Below are 17,572 nucleotides of genomic sequence, written 5' to 3' on the forward strand. Positions count from 1 at the left end.
TGTCTAAATAAAGAAATGCCAAACGGTAAACAACAACGTAAACTGACTCAATAATATATTTACAGCTATGTCGGGAGAATCAGCAATGACTCATAAAACGAAAACAATGGAAGTACCTGTAGCCATCGCCGATCGAGTACAGGCTTTAATTGATGCTTTTGAAGCCAAACAAAAGTTTAATGCTAAGCAGAAAGAAATAGTAAACAACTTCCTTGCTATGGATGGTTTGAGTTGTGAAATGGCCGTTTATAGCCTACCTCAAGCAGAATTAATGGATACATTACGCTTTGCTTATGAGCTCTCAGGTACGAACAGTAAATTTGTCACCAGTATTTTGACGCTAACCCGTGAAAACCCGAAAAAAGTTTTATCTGACGCTCAACGCGCTTCAGCAAAAAGCTTGTTATTTAACCTAATCAACGATCCTTCTGTTGTTTCTGCTATGCAAGAAATGGATTAATTCAGCCTATTTTCTTTATAAAATACAAAATATAACGGCATGGTTAAAATTAACCATGCCGTTTTTAATTCTATAGCACTAGCTATTTAGCATTAGCTCAACATATAACGTGAGTGACACCTTGCTCTTGTAACCATGAACTAAAACGTGGTGAGTCTTCAATAAAACGACTGTATACCAAGCACGGCTTATTCGAGTTTCCAACCGAGGTTAATAACATTTTCACTAACAAAAGTAGCGCGTCGTTTTGTGCATCCGACATGTAGTTTAGCGATGTATTCTCAATATCTTGACCAAGAGTAAATTGCGCTAATTGCTCAACATCAACAATAAAACCATCAAAATACTGCAAGAATGTTTCTGCTAATAATGCATTAGAAGGGACACTACACATCATAAAGACTTTTAAATCATCAGCACCGCGACATAATCCTTGCTCAGCCAATAAATCAATCACTGTTGCCGCTTCACTGAACGTACGAACAAACGGTACAACAAGTTCGATATTTTTCGCATCAAGGCGTGCGCGTTTAATCGCTTCACATTCTAGCTCAAACTCTTTTCGGTAATCGGCATGACCTAGTCGAGATGCACCACGTAATCCCATTGCTGGGTTAATTTCGTCTGGCTCTACTTCCGCACCTAATAAATGGCTACGAGAATATGAGTTATCACTGGTTAAACATACTTTTAACGGCGCATCACCTTGTGTGGCTGCCGCTGCAATTAATAACTGGCTAAGTTTGGTTACAAATAACTCAGCGACAGGCGTTTGATTATCGGTTTCTAGCGCATCAAAAATAGCCGCTGTCGTTTCAGTAGAAAGTGATTCAGGCTTTGTAACAGCACAAGGGTGAACACCAATATCATGAGCAATAAGATCATCGAGTGAGACAATCCCCACCTCACCACTTTCAAGTCCAGTTAACTGCACTGATGACGTCAACATTGCAGTTAACGTTAATTCATTTTCAGTTGTCATAAAACACCAATACTTCCTTGTTAATAAGACGAGTATTTAAATAAATCGTCATCTAAACCCTGTGTATTCAAAAATACATTAAACACCATTGCTGTATATCGACCTTACTTTGTGTTGAATTATGAGGCAAGAACTAAAGCTAATTACTGATAACTTATTCATATCAATCAAACTTTAAAGTTCGATCATTTCTTGATTACAAAATCATCATTAGTTTTCAATCGTAGTCATAGGATGGTTAGAAAGCTAAGTGATATCACAAGTTTGGTTTATTAAAATCGATTTTTGGGATATCTTAGCGGTGTTATTACAGAGATCCCCAAGGTAGGCAAACATATTATGCCAATGAAAACAGATGAACTTCGCACCGTGAGTTTAGGCTTGATGCCAACTCCTGCTGAAATTGAAGCAACATCACCAATGACTGATGAAATTGCGGCGCATGTAGACCACTCTCGCAAACAGATTGAAGCAATTTTAACGGGTCAAGATTCCCGTTTACTGGTGATTGTTGGGCCATGTTCTATACATGATACCGATGCCGCAGTTGATTATGCGAAACGCCTTGTTGCTGTACAAGAAACATATAAAGACCAATTGTTTATCGTAATGCGTACCTATTTCGAAAAGCCACGCACTGTTGTTGGCTGGAAGGGTTTAGTTACTGATCCACATTTAGATGGCAGTTTAGATTTAGCAACTGGTTTAAAAAAAGCACGCAAACTATTAATTGATATTAACTCGCTAGGCTTACCTACTGCGACTGAATTCCTCGATATGATCACTGGTCAATACCTTGCTGACCTTATCAGTTGGGGAGCCATTGGTGCGCGTACTACCGAATCTCAGATCCACCGTGAAATGGCGTCAGCCCTGTCATGTCCAGTTGGCTTTAAAAACGGCACTGACGGTAATACCAAAATTGCGATTGATGCTATTCGCGCCACACGTGAATCTCACCTTTTCTGCTCACCGGCAAAAAATGGACAAATGACAATTTACCGTACTTCCGGTAATCCTTACGGTCATATTATTTTACGTGGCGGTAAAATGCCAAACTACCACGCTGAAGACATCGCAACAGCATGTGAGGCATTAGCCGAGTTTGAATTACCACAGCGATTAATTGTCGATTTTAGTCATGGTAATTGCCAAAAACAGCATAAACGTCAATTAGATGTTGCTGCTGAAATTTGTGAACAATTGAAAAATGGTAGCCATTCAATTGCGGGCATCATGGCAGAAAGCTTTATTGAAGAAGGGAATCAAGCGGTTATTGAAAACAAACTTGATGAGCTTGTTTACGGCAAATCTATTACTGACCCTTGTATTCATTGGAAAGACACGCTTAAGATGCTCGATATGCTAGCGGATGCTGTTAAAACAGCACAACGCTAAAATATCAATAAAAACAATTTGATGATATATAATACCGAGATAGAAAGAGAGGCATAGATTGCTTCTCCTTCATTAATAAACGGTATACTATTCGTGTTAATGTAGATGGGAAATATTCCCTTAGACTTATGATAAGAGGCCATAAACATGCCATCTTTTGATATTGTTTCAGAAGTAGATTCCGTAGAAATCAAGAATGCGGTAGACAACTCAAAGCGTGAATTAGACACGCGTTTCGACTTCCGTAATGTTGAATCAAGCATTGAATTAAATAAAGAAATCGTAAAAATCACATCTGAGTCTGAATTCCAAGTAGACCAAATTGTTGCAATTTTACGTAGTAACCTTGCTAAACGTGGTGTTGATGCTAATGCGCTTGAGCGTAAAGCAGTCACTTTCTCAGGTAAAACTGCGTCTCAAAATATTGAATTTAAGCAAGGCGTAGAAACCACAAACGCGAAGAAATTAGTGAAAGCGATTAAAGACGCTAAACTGAAAGTTCAAGTTTCTATCCAAGGTGAGAAACTGCGCGTAACGGGTAAGAAGCGTGATGATCTACAAGCGACTATGTCACTGGTGCGTGAACAAGAGTTAGGCCAACCATTCCAGTTTGATAATTTCCGCGACTGATTTTATCCAAATAGTTAAAAAAGGAAGGCTCTTTGCCTTCCTTTTTTTAAACTTTTTTTGCATGGATTAAAATAATATTGTAAAAAATATACTCAAGACGCATTATTCAAAAATATAGTTTAAAAGTCATTTTAATCATACAAATTGCATATTTTATCCAATATATACACTCTTATGACATAAAACCCCTACCATTATCACTACATAATAATGTTATTAATATAACGTTAACGCACTTGCATGCTTTTTAAGCAAACGTAAATTTTTTCTCTGCAAAATTTGTTGAACCCAAGTTTTTTCCCCTATAATGCGCGCTCTTCGATAAGGGGACTATTTACAAGGTTATTATAAGAGAGAATCACAGCAGACATTGTTTATAACTTGCTTGATGTAAGTATGGAAACACAAGATCGACAACGGACCCGTCACTGAATATAGAGTATATATCCTATATTTCACCATCAAATCGCACGTTCACTACTTCTTATTTTTTGAAGCTTTATCTGTTGCTCTTCGCGTATGCGACCAAGGAAGATCAGAATAACTCAGCCCTTTGAAAGTTAAACATAATACTTATAAAGGAGATGTCCATTATGGACACCGCACAAAATTTAACGGCGACGACTTCTGCACAAAACAAAAAATTAGGGTGGAGCAAAAGTGATACATTATGGATGCTTGGCCTATACGGTACCGCCGTGGGTGCAGGTACTCTATTTTTACCCATTAATGCGGGTGTTGGCGGTTTAATTCCATTACTTGTAATGGCCGCTCTTGCATTTCCAATGACATTCTTTGCCCACCGTGCGATGACACGTTTTGTGTTATCAAGTTCGAATCCGGGTGCTGATATTACAGAAGTTGTTGAAGAGCATTTTGGTAAGGGCATGGGCAAAGTGATCACATTACTTTATTTCTTTGCTATCTACCCCATTCTATTAGTTTATAGTGTTGCACTAACAAATACAGTTGAAAGCTTTATGCTTAACCAGTTAGGTATAGAGCCACCAGCACGTGCAATTTTAGCGTTAGTATTGATCCTTGGTTTAATGGCAATTGTTCGTTTAGGTGAGCAATTAATTGTTAAGGCTATGAGTATCTTAGTATTCCCATTCGTTGCTGTATTATTAATGTTGGCACTGTTTCTTGTACCGTACTGGAATGACTCTATCTTCCATAACATCATCCCAGCAGACGGTGGCTTAAACTCAGTAATGCTTGCTGTATGGTTAATCTTACCGGTAATGGTTTTTTCGTTTAACCACTCACCTGTTATCTCATCATTTGCTGTCGCTAAGCAAAAAGAATACGGCGAAAACGCAGAGCGTCAAAGTTCACGTATTCTAGCCCGTGCACACATTATGATGGTATTAACCGTAATGTTCTTCGTTTTCAGCTGCGTATTAAGCTTATCACCTGAAAATCTAGCAGAAGCTAAAGCAAATAACGTATCTATTCTAACTTACTTAGCGAACCACTTTGATACACCGATCATTGCTTACGTTGCGCCGATTGTAGCAATTATTGCAATTACTAAGTCTTTCCTTGGCCACTACTTAGGCGCCAGTGAAGGCCTAAATGGTTTAGTAATCAAAGTTACTCGTGATAAGAATAAAGAGATCTCAAAAAAAGCACTAAACCGCTTTACAGCAATCTTTATGCTAGTAACAACATGGGCTGTAGCGACACTAAACCCAAGTATTCTCGGTATGATTGAGAGCTTAGGTGGCCCTATTATTGCGATGTTGCTTTTTATTATGCCAATGTACGCAATCAAAAAAGTACCATCCATGAAGAAATACTCAGGCGCAATCAGCAATGTATTTGTGACGGTTATCGGCCTTGTTTCTATCTCTGCAATCTTCTACTCATTATTTATATAATGTATAAACAATGAGTTAAAAGGCTAGCTTAGTGCTAGCCTTTTTTATTTTTAACTCTTACCACTCTCAATATTGTTAAAAATTTGCTACATTAATCATAACGTATGCCATTTTTTATGACTTAAATATTGGGAAGCCAATGACTAATCAGCCAATTGATTTTCAACTCGAACACGAGAACCCGCTTATTTGGCCGATCCTGTCCTTACTGCAACACCAACCAAAAAACTGGATGATCCACACCCTTAGCCAAGCATTACGTGAAAAAGAAATGTTAGATACGCTTGATAGTGACAGCAATAAGGATCTCTTCAAACGTAATTTCTTATTAATGAATGCACTCTACCAACTGCAGATTTTATTGTTTCCAAAACAGTGGCTACAAGTTCAAGCAATGGATATTCAACTGCTTAATATTGTTTATCAGACCCATCATATAGAACAAGAAGATCCGCTACGGGAGTATTATTTAGACTGGAAGAACTATCATGCTAATGGCGATGCGATAGAGCAACTACTGAGCTCTTTTTGGCGACGATACCAGCAACATATTAATAACCAGCCAATTAATATTACCACGACATCCATTGATGATGATTTTGATTTATTTTCTTTATCCAATACAGCATCACTAGCGGAAGTCAGAAAACAGTGGCGTCGTTTAGCATTACAATGGCACCCTGATCGTGAAAATGGTGATAGTGAGAAATTCAAACTACTTTATAACGCTAACCAACGATTAGTTAATTACTTAAAGAATAGATAGCGACACTGATAATCATACGACTGATATTTCACACATAGCTATCACACAGTTCTGACAGCACATTAACCTTCATCACCTACATTGTCCGCGACATTTATTTTTGGCTGCGAGACAATGAAACGATACTCTATATTGCTACTTTCCCCCCTTTTGTGTCAGATGGCTTTCGCAACAACGTCATCCAATACAGCACAAAGTACCCCAGCCTTTGATGGTTCAGCAAAGCTGGGCTTTATCTATTCAAAAACGACCAACACTTCTATGTCGTTAAATTCCGGTACTGATTTTAATTACGATAAAAATAATTGGTCGAATAAATTATCATTAAGCTCTTTTTATACCGATAGCACTAAAGAAGAAGATGGTGTTAATAAATACCAAATAGCACTAAAAAATGAATATGCTATCGGGCCTCATTCTTTTACTTATTTAAGTAATACCTATAACCACGATCAATTTGGCACATACCACAGTGAATATATTGTCTCGACCGGTTTAGGCTACAAATTTTATAACACCAAAACAACAAAACTAACGGTTGGTGGTGGTCCGGGTTATCGTCATAGTCGTCGCCAAAAAAATGATCCCGATTATCCAAATCAAACTGAAAAAAACATGATTGCCAATGTATTCTTGCGCGCAAAAAAACAGTTCACTCCGACTTTTTCTGCTGGGCTTGAAAGTAATATTGACTATGGTCGTTCAAATACAACCTATGATGTAAAAGCCTTTGTAAAGAACCGATTAATTGATCATATTGCACTCATGTTAGATACCCAATATATCTACAATACAGAAGTAGCAAGTGATAAAAGTAACGATGAGATATACAGTACGGTCAGTATTACTTACGACTTTTAATATTTTCCCTGATAGAAAATATTAGGTTAGATATAAAAAAGCCGAAGATAATAACCTTCGGCATTTCTATTCTCTCTTTATATATTCGCTATCTTTGTCTAACTACTTATATAAACATGGTTCACCCTCTGGGCGAGTTTTAAAGCGGTGATGTAACCACATATATTGCGAAGGTGCTGCCAAAATAGAGTGCTCTACCGCTTTATTAATATAAGCCGCAGCGGCATCTGGGTCGTTGTGTGGAAACGCTTCCAAAGGTGGAAATATTTTCAACGTATATTGACCGCTATCAGTATCACGGATCATCGCAAAAGGTAATGGCACCGCATCAGTATTATCAATCAATAAACTGGTACCTGTCGTTGTACACGCTTGCTCTACCGCAAATAAAGGTGCGAATGTGGAATTTCGGCCACGACCATAATCATGATCGGGTGCATACCACAGTATTTCACCCTGTCTTAAATCCTGAAACATGCCTTTTAAATCTTTACGATCACGCATATGTTTATTTGAACGGACACGCCCTTTAAATTGAAAGAAATCAAAACATGGATTGTTATTAGGACGATATACGCCGACACCTGGCGTATGTAAACCAAAAGCACGCGCACCTAATTCAAGGTTCAGTGAATGAACAGCAATTAACAAGATCCCTTTTCCTTGTTCTTGCAGCTTATAAACATGCTCTAAACCTTCAACCTTAACGTGGCGCTCAACCCGTAAGTCAGGCCAAAACCATGCCATACTGGTTTCAAATAACGCTAGGCCAGTATTATCGATATTTTGTTTAATAAGCTTATTACGCTCATTAATATCCATATCTGGAAAGCACAACTCTAAATTACGCTCAATCGTTTTACGTCGGTCACGCATAAAATGCATTACTAAACGTCCAACATTTTGACCTAAGCGAAATTGTATAAAATAAGGCAACCAACTAATTAAATACATCACTGCCATAGATATCAGAACAGGCCAATATCTAGGATGTAAAAAAGATGAAGTAAACGTTGGAGCTGTGAACTTTCTCATAGCGACGATAATCCCGTTACAATGTATGTCTGCTTAGTGAAGTATAAATTTCTAATTATATTGATAGTATTTCTAAGCAGTTAGTAACAGTATTTTATGTTGAGTTGTGGAATAGTTGCAAGCTCAAGTGTGATCATCATTGCAAATAGACAGCTTGCGTTAAGATTTTGAAAAATAAAAAGCCTGCAATATTTGCAGGCTTCAAAGTATTAATCAGATAGCTTAGGTTATTTATACAAGCATTCTTGCCCTTCTGGGCGAGTTTTAAAGCGACGATGTAGCCACATATATTGGCTAGGCGCAGCCATAATTGATTCTTCAACAATTTTATTGATGAAGGCTGCAGCTGCATCAGGATCTTTTTTCGGAAACCCTTCAACCGCTTTACGTAAGGTTAGTGTGTAATGCCCTTTATCGTCTCTTACCATAGTAAAGGGTACGATAACGCAATCAGTATTATCAACTAACAAACTTGTACCTGTTGTTGTACACGCTTGCTCTACTGCAAATAATGGCGCAAATGTTGAACGACGACGACCATAATCATGATCGGGTGCATACCATACTCGCTCACCCGTTTTTAATGCCTGCAACATTGATTTTACGTCTTTACGATCAATCAAAGTACGGTTTGAGCGTGAACGACCTAAATACTGAAAGTAATCAAAACAAGGGTTACTATTAGGACGATAAACCCCCATACCTGACATTTTAATGCCAAACGCACGCGCACCTAATTCAAGATTCATTGAATGCACAGCAACCATTAATGCGCCTTTGCCTTCTTTGGCAAGTTGTTCCATTTGTTCAAGACCCACAATTGTCACATGGCGATTCACGCGTTCATCAGACCAAAACCATGCCATGCCAGTTTCAAACAGCCCCATACCTGTATTATCGATATTTTCTGCAATTAAACGTTGTTTGTCTTCTTCCAGCATCGTAGGAAAACATAGCTCTAAATTACGCTCAATTGTACGGCGACGTTTTTTCATCAATTTAATCGCTAGGCGACCGATGTTTTTACCCATCGTTAATTGCCATGAGTACGGAAGACAACTCAGCAGATACATTACGCCAACGAGAATAAGCGTCCCCCAATAACGGGGATGAAGAAGAGATAGGGTAAATTTTGGAGTGTTATTTTTTGTCATATTTATAGCCTTCTGCCTCCTATCGTGCAAAAAGACAACAGAACGCATAATCATGTAGACGGACATAATAAGCGGTTAACAACTAATGAGGTAGTAAAATATTGTAAATAAATTATTTCCCCTAATTCATTTGATATACATCTCAATATTTACTCATAACATCGAACTAAAAGAATCATTATTGTAAGTTGGTTTTATTTAAAAATTCGTTAACCAATTAAAAAATAAATGTTTATTATTTAAAATTAGCTCATAATTAAAGGTATTAGTTCATTTTGTAATAAGTTTAAATTTTTACAAAAATAGAACATAAGTTTATTGACTTATCCCCTAGGATAATTTTTCAGCTCAACGGAATCTGTATATGGAATTAAGCAAAACAAAATCGAGTTTTTATCGTCGTCTTTATATCGCTTATTTAATCGAAAATGGCATTAATAATGTCCCTAAAATTATTGCCTTTTCAGGTATGCCTCGCCGTACTGCACAAGATACTATCAAGAGCTTGATTGAACTTGATATTATTTGTCAATTTACCCAAACCAAGGGTGAGCGACATCAAACAGGCCATTACAACATTGAACAATGGGGAGCGATTAATAAAGACTGGCTTAACCAGAATATTGAACAGATAAAAGTAGCACTAGATTATCCATAACTCGTTACACATTTACGCTATAACATTGTGCTTTTTTCCGTATAATTTTCTCACTCACCTTAGATAGACAGGTAACGCATTGGAACTGCTTCAACTAGATGACTTTTTAGGTAAACCGCTTCGTTTAGAAGGTTCACTTGCAGGCTGGCAACAGTTGTTCTGGGACAACACGCTAGTTTCACAAAAAGATGCTTCAGCATCAGATAATAACAATTTTCATCACCAATTTGCGCTTCAAAATGGCGATGAAACCATTGAATGCCAGCTATCAGGTAATCTTTCATGGCAACCTTTTTTGATCAGTTACCAAGCGCAAGTGAATAACCAAGTTATCGCGCAGGGTGAGCGTAACGAAAAAGACATAGAGCGCCAAACGCCTCATACACCAATTGTTGCAGAAAGAAGATTCAGCATAATTGGTCTAGTCTCGCTCGGTATGAAGGCATTAAAAAGTGCCAAGCTGATCAAAGTGGTATTAGCGTCAGCCAGCCTTGCTGCCTATTCTTGGCTTTTCTCATTTCAGTTTGCTTTAGCACTTATCGCTTGTTTAGTTTTTCATGAATACGGTCACGTCCGTGCCATGAAATATTTTGGTATGAAAACCAAAGGTATTTATCTTGTGCCTTTTCTTGGTGGGCTTGCGCTAAGTGATGAGAAAATAAATACTCGCTGGCAAGATGTGGTTATCTCTATTATGGGACCGCTCTTTGGTTTGATCATGTCTTTGATCTGTATGGTTGCCTATTGGATCACAGGCGAGATGTTCTTTGCAGGTCTCGCGGTATTTAATGCTTTACTGAATTTATTCAATCTACTGCCTATTTTACCGTTAGATGGTGGACATGTACTGAAAAGTATCAGCTTTTCTATGAACAGTAAGCTTGGCATTATTCTATGTGCCGGCGCGGCTATTGGTGGTGTCATTCTCAGCTATAAACTAGGATTAACCCTCTTTGGTTTTTTACTTATCATGGGCTGTATTGAAATCGTTTTTGAATGGAAACAGCGCCATCATAGTCATTTGCTTCCACTTGATCGCTATGGACAGATTTTCTCTTTCGTTTGGTATGTCGGCCTTGTTTCCTCGCTAATGGCAATTATTTGGTACTTTGCAAGTATGGGCGATACCTTACTGAGCCTGCCAATACAGATTCTAGGCACCTAATAGATATTTCAAAACGACAGAAACAAAAAAGGGACGAATTATCGTCCCTTTTATCTTTCTAGCTGGCATAAGCAAGTTATTACTTTTTGCCTTTTTCCATCATTGCTTTTAAATCTGCAAATGGGTTGAACGTAGCAGCTTCATGCTCATTTTCACCAGCACGGATAACACTACTTTGACCGTTATCCGCATCAGTATATTTCTCATGCTCATGGTCGTGACAGAATAAACAAAGTAGTTCCCAGTTACTGCCATCTTCTGGATTATTAGTATGATCATGATCTACGTGGTGAACGGTTAATTCACGGAGATTTGAATATACAAATTCACGAGAACAACGACCACATACCCACGGGTAAATTTTTAATGCTTTTTCACGGTAACCCGCTTCTTTACGTGCATAAGCGGCACTGGTGCCGTAGAAATCAGATGACATATCTTGACCTATCTTCTAACACAACAGCCCATACACTTAAGAACTATTATGCTTTAGTACTAATTTTGCTGTATTGAACCACCACCAAAGTGGTTATATCAAGCAATTCTTTTAAGATTAATGACCTTGTTATCGAATTTTAAGCCATATCTTTTTAATACAATCAGTTAGCTTGAAAACGTCACCCTCCATCCCCATTTTAACTACATGTCAGAACATCGATGTGTCAAATACGCTAAATACACTAGTATTTAACGTAATATATTGATTGCAAATTAGGCTAAGAAACCGTTTGTTCTCGCTTTTAAGCAAAAAAACACGCTCTAGTAGGCATCTTTTGCATACGTCTATGTTAATATTCGACTAATTATTTGAAGCTGATTCACACTTAATATTTAACCGAATCGCCCTTTAACCGCTAAGAGTAAACAAATATGGCTTTTGATTTTTCTAAGATGCACGTTGATTTGTCGGCAGTGCCAACTACTATCGACATGGGTCACGCATGGTTAGGCGCTCTAGTTCTAATTCTATTGGTTATGTACCTCACGAAAAAAGGCAAGCCAGTCGAAGTTGAAAAGATTATCGAAAAAGAAATCGAAGTAGAGAAGATCGTCGAAGTTGAAAAACCGGTTGAGAAAATCGTAGAAAAGATTATCGAAAAACCCGTCGAGAAAATTGTCGAAGTTGAAAAAGTTGTTGAAAGAATCGTTGAGGTTGAAGTTGAACCTAAGCTAAAAACATCGACCCCTGATGCTGCATTACAACTTCTTTCTCTGCTTCAACAAGAAGCGCGCTTTATCGACTTCATGCAAGAAGATCTTAAAGGCTATGCTGACGCCGATATCGGTGCCGCAGCACGTGTTATTCACGAAGGCGGTCATAAAGTATTAAATGAATACTTCAGTTTTGCGCCAGTTCGCACTGAAGAAGAAGAGACACGTATTACCCTGCCACAAGGCTTCAACGCATCTGAAGTTCGCCTAACAGGTAATGTGGTTGGTGAAGCACCATTTAACGGAACTTTGATCCACCGTGGCTGGAAAGTAACAGAAGTTAAATTGCCTAAATTGGCAGAAGGCCACGATGCACATATCATCGCAGCCGCTGAGGTAGAATTATAATGCAAGACACACAACAACACCGTTACAGCGTTGGTATCGATTTAGGTACAACACACTGCGTACTCTCTTATGTTGATCTTCAAGATGAGAACGCTGATGTTACGGTTATGCCCATCCCACAATTAACCAATCCGGGTAATGTGGAAGAAAAGAACCAGCTTCCATCGTTCATGTATCAAGCACATGAATCTGAACTGGCTGAAGGTGATACTGCACTTCCTTGGAATGCAAAACCGAATGCGATTGTGGGGGCAATGGCACGTTCATTAGGCAGTAAGACTCCTATCCGTCTTATCTCTAGTGCGAAAAGCTGGCTATGTCACGGCGGCGTAAACCGTCGTGATGCATTCTTACCATTAAATAGCCCAGAAGAAGTGGTCAAAGTATCACCTCTTGAAGCCACACAACAATATCTTGAGCACATGGCTGATGCATGGAACTTCCAGCATCCTGAAACGCCTATTTTTGATCAAGACGTAACGATTACTGTCCCAGCGTCGTTTGATCCCGCAGCGCGTGATTTAACCGCAGAAGCAGCACGTAATGTTGGCTTTAAGCACCTTACGTTGCTTGAAGAGCCGCAAGCGGCAGTATATAGCTGGATTAAAAACAACGATGAAAGCTGGCGTGATCAAGTGTCTGTTGGCGATATTATCCTTGTGGTTGATATCGGTGGTGGTACAACAGATTTATCGTTAGTCGCTGTCACTGAAGAAGACGGCAACCTTACTCTGAATCGTGTAGCGGTTGGCGATCACATCCTACTGGGTGGCGACAATATGGACTTAGCTCTGGCTTATCGTTTAAAAATGAAGCTAGCGCAAGAAGGCAAACAGCTACAACCTTGGCAAGTATTAGCGATTACGCATGCATGTCGTGATGCTAAAGAAGCATTACTTAATGATGCTGAATTACAAGCAATGCCAATTGTTGTTCCTAGTCGAGGTTCTAAATTACTTGGCGGCACACTTCAAACTGAACTGACTCAAGAAGAAGTGCAACAGACACTTGTTGAAGGTTTCTTCCCACAAACATCTGTTGAAGAGCACCCAGTTCAAGCTCCACGTGGCGCATTAACCCAAATGGGCTTACCTTACGCACAAGATGCGGCGGTTTCTCGCCATGTGGCAAGTTTCCTTAGCCGTCAAAGCCAAGCAGTTGAAGAGCTTTTTGAACAATTTGAACAAATGCACGACGGCTTCATCCGCCCAACTGCAATTTTGTTCAACGGTGGTGTTTTAAAATCAAATCTATTATCTGATCGCCTACTGGGTATCATTAATAGTTGGTTAACTACAGGTGGTTCAGAGCCAGCAAAATTACTTCAAGGTTTAGATCTTGATTTAGCGGTTGCAAGCGGCGCATCCTACTACGGCTCTGTTCGTCAAGGTAAAGGCGTTCGTATCCGTGGCGGTATCGCAAGTAGCTACTATGTCGGCATCGAAAGTGCTATGCCTGCAATCCCAGGTATGGAACCACCACTTGAAGCACTATGTGTCGCACCATTTGGTATGGAAGAAGGCTCTCAAGCTAACGTACCAAGCCAAGAGTTTGGCTTAATCATTGGCCAACCCGTACAGTTCAAGTTCTTCGGTTCTACAGTACGCCGTGACGATGTTGCTGGTACTCATCTTGATTGGTGGCAACCGGAAGAGATGGAAGAATTACCATCGATTCAAATGACACTGCCAGTATCTGATGGCCGTACCGTAGGTGAAGTGGTTCCTGTTAAGTTAGCATCACGCGTAACAGAATTAGGGACACTTTGTCTTGAAGCGATTTCGACTGATAACGGTCAGAAATGGCAGGTAGAATTCGACGTTCGCGAAAGCTAATATCGAACTAACGGCGCATCTTTTGATGCGCCGTTTATCTATATACATACTCGTGGGTTTATAGTTATAACAATACACAATCATCTACCTTCTGTAGGGCTTTCATTTATTCCCACTTGTCAATTTTTCTATTTTACTTTGTGGAGTCGTCATGCCTTCATCTTCCCCTCGCTATTTAGTCGGTATCGATCTAGGGACAACGCACACCGTTGTAGCTTACGCTGAAATTACAGATGATCTTGAAAATAGCCCAATGCATATTTTCAATATCGATCAACTTATTGCACCGGGCGAAGTCGCTCGTAAACCTCTACTGCCCTCTTTCCGTTATCACCCCGCTCAAGGTGAAATGGATGCAACTCAACTTGTCTTACCATGGAACCCTGAACCGGTTAACGGCGAAATTGATACCGTGATCATTGGTGAGTTAGCCCGTGAACTGGGCGCAAAAGTTGAAGGTCGCCAAGTGGTGAGTGCGAAAAGTTGGCTATCTCATCCCAACGTTGATCGTAACGAAGCTATTTTACCTTGGTCATCAACGGCATCTAAATCAGATGTTAAGAAAGTTTCTCCTGTCATTGCGAGTGCCAGTTACTTAAACCATGTTCGTCAATCATGGGATTATCACCATAAGAATGCCAAGCTTGTCGATCAAGAAGTAGTGATAACTGTGCCTGCATCATTTGATGAAGCTGCACGTGCGTTAACACTGCAAGCAGCAGAGTTAGCAGGATTAAAAAAAGTCTTATTGCTAGAAGAGCCGCAAGCAGTATGTTACGACTGGTACGCGCAAAATAAAGATAACGCAGATGAATTACTCAAAGACATACCACTATTAATGGTATGTGACGTAGGTGGTGGTACAACCGATTTAAGCTTAATAAAAGTCGGTAGCAAAGATAATAAGCTCACCCTTGATCGTATAGGGGTTGGCGATCACTTAATGCTTGGTGGGGATAACCTTGATTTATCCCTTGCTCATGTTGCCGAGCAACGTCTGAACGGTGAATCAAACAAACTCAGTCAATCTGCGCTATCAAAGCTTATACAGCAAACACGTAAAGTGAAAGAAAGCTTATTATCAGGTAATGCACCAGATACAGCAAAAGTAACCATGTTAGGTAGCGGCTCACGATTGATTGGTGGTGCCAAAAGTATTGAGTTAAATCGTGACGAAGTGCATCGCATTGCGCTTGACGGTTTCTTCCCTATGACAGCATACAGCGAGCAACCAAGCCAACGTCAAGCGGCTATGGTCGAATTTGGCCTACCCTATGCGGCAGATCCTGCTATTAGTAAACATATTGCACAATTTATCGATCTTCATGATCATGTGTGCCGCGATGCGTTCAAAGAAAATGGTATTGAAATCGATGACGATAAACCAGCGATCCCTGTTGCCGTACTGCTAAATGGTGGTGTCTTTAACAGCCCATTACTGACTGAGCGCACACTTAACGTCATTTCATCATGGCGCGACGATAGCTGTATTACAGAGCTTAAAAACCTACATCCCGATCTTGCGGTTGCCTTTGGTGCGGTTGCTTATGCCAAAGCCCGTCATGGCGCACAACTAAAAATTGGCGGTGGCTCTGCCCGTTCTTTCTTCCTTGTTATTGGTCAAAATAAAGACGTAAAACAAGGTATCTGTTTATTACCAAAAGGTATTGAAGAAAGTACTGAAGTTAACTTAACTCATCGTAAATTTGCTTTAACCTTGGGTGAGCCCGTGCGTTTTAACCTTGTTTCTACCACTGATGAAAAATACTCAGAAGCCGGTGAACTGGTTGAAATTATTGGTGATGGTTTTGTTACTCTACCGCCATTTATTGCGACTCTTGATAGTGAACGAGATCGTAGCGAATTAGCGGCAAACCAGAAAGATCGTGAAGAGGTAACCTTAGCATGTCAGCTAACTGAAGTCGGCACCCTTCAGATCGAAGCGGTTAGCATAGCAGATCCCAAAAAACGCTGGAAAGTTGAATTTGCGATCCGAAAAGATCTCGCTAAATTACATCGTGGTGATATCGATAGCACCCTTGCTGAAAGTGAACTTCCTCCACGAATGAATGACGCCATTGATGCCATCAAAAAAGTCTATGGTGGCAGTAAGAATAGCGATAACAGTAAAGCAGCAAAAACGTTACGTAACGATCTTGATAAGATGCTGGGAAAACGTGATAACTGGGAAACCCCCTGTTTACGTGAATTAGCTAACGCACTATTAGAAAGTAAAAAGCGTCGTCGTCGCTCAGATCTTCATGAGCGTAACTGGTTAAAACTTATAGGCTTTACCATGCGTCCGGGTTTTGGCTACCCTGCTGATGATTTCCGTATGAATGAAATTTGGGCATTGTACCAACAAGGTATTCAATTTGAATCCAATACCCAAACTTGGTGTGACTGGTGGACCTTCTGGCGTCGTGTTGCCGGTGGTTTAACCCAAGAGCAACAATTAGTGATCTATAAAGACATTGCTAAATACATCACTCCTGGTGCTAGTCGTAATGCCAAACTGAATAAAGAGCTTCAAGAACGTAGTTATGAAGACATGGTACGTTTAGCCGCCTCACTTGAACATTTGCCTTTTGACAAAAAGCTTCAACTTATTGAGTGGTTATTTGGACGCTTACAGAAAACCCAATACGCACAAGCGCATTGGTGGGCGATTGGACGTATTGCTACACGTACGCCTTTCTATGGTTCAACTCATAATCTTCTCTCGGCAGAACATGTCTCTTTCTGTTTACCAGAGCTGATGGAGCTTGATTGGCGTAAAGAACCCTATATTGGCTTTGCGGCTGTTATGATGACGCGTAAAACGGGTGATCGTAACTTAGATATCAATGATGCTTTACGACAGCAAGTTATTGATAAACTTAAAGCAAGTCGTGCACCTGAAAGCTGGATTGAAATGGTATCAGAAATTAAAATATTAACTGAAGATGAAACCAAGCGCGTCTTTGGTGATGCTTTACCTAATGGTTTAAGATTAATTGGCTAATCTGCTAATTTATAAAAGTTAACCTTACTTTTAATTAAAAGGATGAGTTTTTACTCATCCTTTCATCATTTATGAAATATAACATCTGTATTTTATTACTTATCCGTTGATAAATATAAATAAACAAAGAGAATCTATTAAAATTATGAATCAATATCTACTTTTAATAACGAAAGCCTAA

Annotated in this window: 15 protein-coding genes; 11 read left to right on the forward strand and 4 right to left on the reverse strand. The window is 39.5% G+C overall.

Annotated features, from left to right (window positions below; genetic code table 11):
• Nucleotides 1–85 precede the first annotated feature (85 nt).
• Nucleotides 86–460, forward strand: a complete 375-nt coding sequence (locus C9J46_RS00120) for a hypothetical protein (protein WP_107205896.1) — start codon at nt 86–88, stop codon at nt 458–460.
• Between the two features lie 97 nt (nt 461–557).
• On the opposite strand, the gene C9J46_RS00125 is transcribed toward C9J46_RS00120, so the two are convergent.
• Nucleotides 558–1,442 (reverse strand): putative PEP-binding protein, encoded by an 885-nt coding sequence (locus tag C9J46_RS00125; RefSeq protein WP_107290340.1) that lies wholly within the window; start codon nt 1,440–1,442, stop codon nt 558–560.
• Nucleotides 1,443–1,781: 339 nt separating this feature from the next.
• Between C9J46_RS00125 and C9J46_RS00130 the strand changes: the two genes are divergently transcribed.
• The 5 genes from C9J46_RS00130 to C9J46_RS00150 all read left to right on the forward strand — a co-directional run bounded on the left by C9J46_RS00130 (nt 1,782) and on the right by C9J46_RS00150 (nt 6,980).
• Nucleotides 1,782–2,840 (forward strand): 3-deoxy-7-phosphoheptulonate synthase, encoded by a 1,059-nt coding sequence (locus C9J46_RS00130; RefSeq protein ID WP_107205894.1) that lies wholly within the window; start codon nt 1,782–1,784, stop codon nt 2,838–2,840.
• Between the two features lie 147 nt (nt 2,841–2,987).
• The gene (locus C9J46_RS00135) at nt 2,988–3,470 is read left to right on the forward strand and encodes a YajQ family cyclic di-GMP-binding protein (protein ID WP_005367504.1); all 483 of its coding nucleotides are present in this window, start codon (nt 2,988–2,990) and stop codon (nt 3,468–3,470) included.
• A 593-nt stretch (nt 3,471–4,063) separates the two neighbouring features.
• Nucleotides 4,064–5,353: an HAAAP family serine/threonine permease gene (locus C9J46_RS00140; RefSeq protein ID WP_107205893.1), complete on the forward strand. Its 1,290-nt coding sequence runs from the start codon at nt 4,064–4,066 to the stop codon at nt 5,351–5,353.
• 139 nt (nt 5,354–5,492) lie between these two features.
• A complete protein-coding gene (locus C9J46_RS00145) occupies nt 5,493–6,119 on the forward strand; it encodes a DNA-J related domain-containing protein (protein ID WP_107290341.1) in 627 nt (208 codons plus the stop codon).
• A 114-nt stretch (nt 6,120–6,233) separates the two neighbouring features.
• The gene (locus tag C9J46_RS00150; RefSeq protein ID WP_107245305.1) at nt 6,234–6,980 is read left to right on the forward strand and encodes a YdiY family protein; all 747 of its coding nucleotides are present in this window, start codon (nt 6,234–6,236) and stop codon (nt 6,978–6,980) included.
• A gap of 102 nt (nt 6,981–7,082) precedes the next feature.
• Here C9J46_RS00150 and lpxL read toward each other — a convergent pair whose 3' ends face one another.
• Complete coding sequence (gene lpxL, locus C9J46_RS00155; protein WP_107290342.1) at nt 7,083–8,015, reverse strand: LpxL/LpxP family Kdo(2)-lipid IV(A) lauroyl/palmitoleoyl acyltransferase; 933 nt, start codon at nt 8,013–8,015, stop codon at nt 7,083–7,085.
• Nucleotides 8,016–8,242: 227 nt separating this feature from the next.
• Nucleotides 8,243–9,169: an LpxL/LpxP family Kdo(2)-lipid IV(A) lauroyl/palmitoleoyl acyltransferase gene (locus tag C9J46_RS00160; RefSeq protein WP_107205889.1), complete on the reverse strand. Its 927-nt coding sequence runs from the start codon at nt 9,167–9,169 to the stop codon at nt 8,243–8,245.
• A 364-nt stretch (nt 9,170–9,533) separates the two neighbouring features.
• Between C9J46_RS00160 and C9J46_RS00165 the strand changes: the two genes are divergently transcribed.
• Both C9J46_RS00165 and C9J46_RS00170 read left to right on the forward strand, forming a co-directional pair.
• Nucleotides 9,534–9,827 (forward strand): helix-turn-helix domain-containing protein, encoded by a 294-nt coding sequence (locus C9J46_RS00165; protein ID WP_107290343.1) that lies wholly within the window; start codon nt 9,534–9,536, stop codon nt 9,825–9,827.
• Between the two features lie 79 nt (nt 9,828–9,906).
• Nucleotides 9,907–10,992 (forward strand): site-2 protease family protein, encoded by a 1,086-nt coding sequence (locus C9J46_RS00170; protein WP_107290344.1) that lies wholly within the window; start codon nt 9,907–9,909, stop codon nt 10,990–10,992.
• A gap of 79 nt (nt 10,993–11,071) precedes the next feature.
• Here C9J46_RS00170 and C9J46_RS00175 read toward each other — a convergent pair whose 3' ends face one another.
• A complete protein-coding gene (locus C9J46_RS00175) occupies nt 11,072–11,428 on the reverse strand; it encodes a YajD family HNH nuclease (RefSeq protein WP_005367488.1) in 357 nt (118 codons plus the stop codon).
• 455 nt (nt 11,429–11,883) lie between these two features.
• Here C9J46_RS00175 and C9J46_RS00180 point away from each other — a divergent pair, with 455 nt between their 5' ends.
• The 3 genes from C9J46_RS00180 (at nt 11,884) to C9J46_RS00190 (ending at nt 17,391) form a co-directional block, all read left to right on the forward strand.
• A complete protein-coding gene (locus C9J46_RS00180) occupies nt 11,884–12,552 on the forward strand; it encodes a DUF2760 domain-containing protein (protein ID WP_199188044.1) in 669 nt (222 codons plus the stop codon).
• The gene (locus C9J46_RS00185) at nt 12,552–14,387 is read left to right on the forward strand and encodes an Hsp70 family protein (protein WP_107290345.1); all 1,836 of its coding nucleotides are present in this window, start codon (nt 12,552–12,554) and stop codon (nt 14,385–14,387) included. The genes C9J46_RS00180 and C9J46_RS00185 overlap by 1 nt, the downstream gene beginning before the upstream one ends.
• A 151-nt stretch (nt 14,388–14,538) precedes the next feature.
• The gene (locus C9J46_RS00190) at nt 14,539–17,391 is read left to right on the forward strand and encodes an Hsp70 family protein (RefSeq protein WP_107290346.1); all 2,853 of its coding nucleotides are present in this window, start codon (nt 14,539–14,541) and stop codon (nt 17,389–17,391) included.
• Nucleotides 17,392–17,572 lie beyond the last annotated feature (181 nt).

The sequence above is a fragment of the Photobacterium sp. GB-36 genome (assembly GCF_003026135.1).
Classification (GTDB): Bacteria; Pseudomonadota; Gammaproteobacteria; order Enterobacterales; family Vibrionaceae; genus Photobacterium.

What these genes read in the sequence shown, in the direction of transcription:
- C9J46_RS00125 (WP_107290340.1), bottom strand. Translation starts at nt 1,442, where the DNA reads ATGACAACTGAAAATGAATTAACGTTAACTGCAATGTTGACGTCATCA.
- C9J46_RS00160 (WP_107205889.1), bottom strand. Translation starts at nt 9,169, where the DNA reads ATGACAAAAAATAACACTCCAAAATTTACCCTATCTCTTCTTCATCCC.
- C9J46_RS00140 (WP_107205893.1), top strand. Translation starts at nt 4,064, where the DNA reads ATGGACACCGCACAAAATTTAACGGCGACGACTTCTGCACAAAACAAA.
- C9J46_RS00120 (WP_107205896.1), top strand. Translation starts at nt 86, where the DNA reads ATGACTCATAAAACGAAAACAATGGAAGTACCTGTAGCCATCGCCGAT.
- C9J46_RS00150 (WP_107245305.1), top strand. Translation starts at nt 6,234, where the DNA reads ATGAAACGATACTCTATATTGCTACTTTCCCCCCTTTTGTGTCAGATG.
- C9J46_RS00135 (WP_005367504.1), top strand. Translation starts at nt 2,988, where the DNA reads ATGCCATCTTTTGATATTGTTTCAGAAGTAGATTCCGTAGAAATCAAG.
- C9J46_RS00145 (WP_107290341.1), top strand. Translation starts at nt 5,493, where the DNA reads ATGACTAATCAGCCAATTGATTTTCAACTCGAACACGAGAACCCGCTT.
- C9J46_RS00130 (WP_107205894.1), top strand. Translation starts at nt 1,782, where the DNA reads ATGCCAATGAAAACAGATGAACTTCGCACCGTGAGTTTAGGCTTGATG.
- C9J46_RS00180 (WP_199188044.1), top strand. Translation starts at nt 11,884, where the DNA reads ATGCACGTTGATTTGTCGGCAGTGCCAACTACTATCGACATGGGTCAC.
- C9J46_RS00175 (WP_005367488.1), bottom strand. Translation starts at nt 11,428, where the DNA reads ATGTCATCTGATTTCTACGGCACCAGTGCCGCTTATGCACGTAAAGAA.
- C9J46_RS00165 (WP_107290343.1), top strand. Translation starts at nt 9,534, where the DNA reads ATGGAATTAAGCAAAACAAAATCGAGTTTTTATCGTCGTCTTTATATC.
- C9J46_RS00185 (WP_107290345.1), top strand. Translation starts at nt 12,552, where the DNA reads ATGCAAGACACACAACAACACCGTTACAGCGTTGGTATCGATTTAGGT.
- C9J46_RS00190 (WP_107290346.1), top strand. Translation starts at nt 14,539, where the DNA reads ATGCCTTCATCTTCCCCTCGCTATTTAGTCGGTATCGATCTAGGGACA.
- lpxL (WP_107290342.1), bottom strand. Translation starts at nt 8,015, where the DNA reads ATGAGAAAGTTCACAGCTCCAACGTTTACTTCATCTTTTTTACATCCT.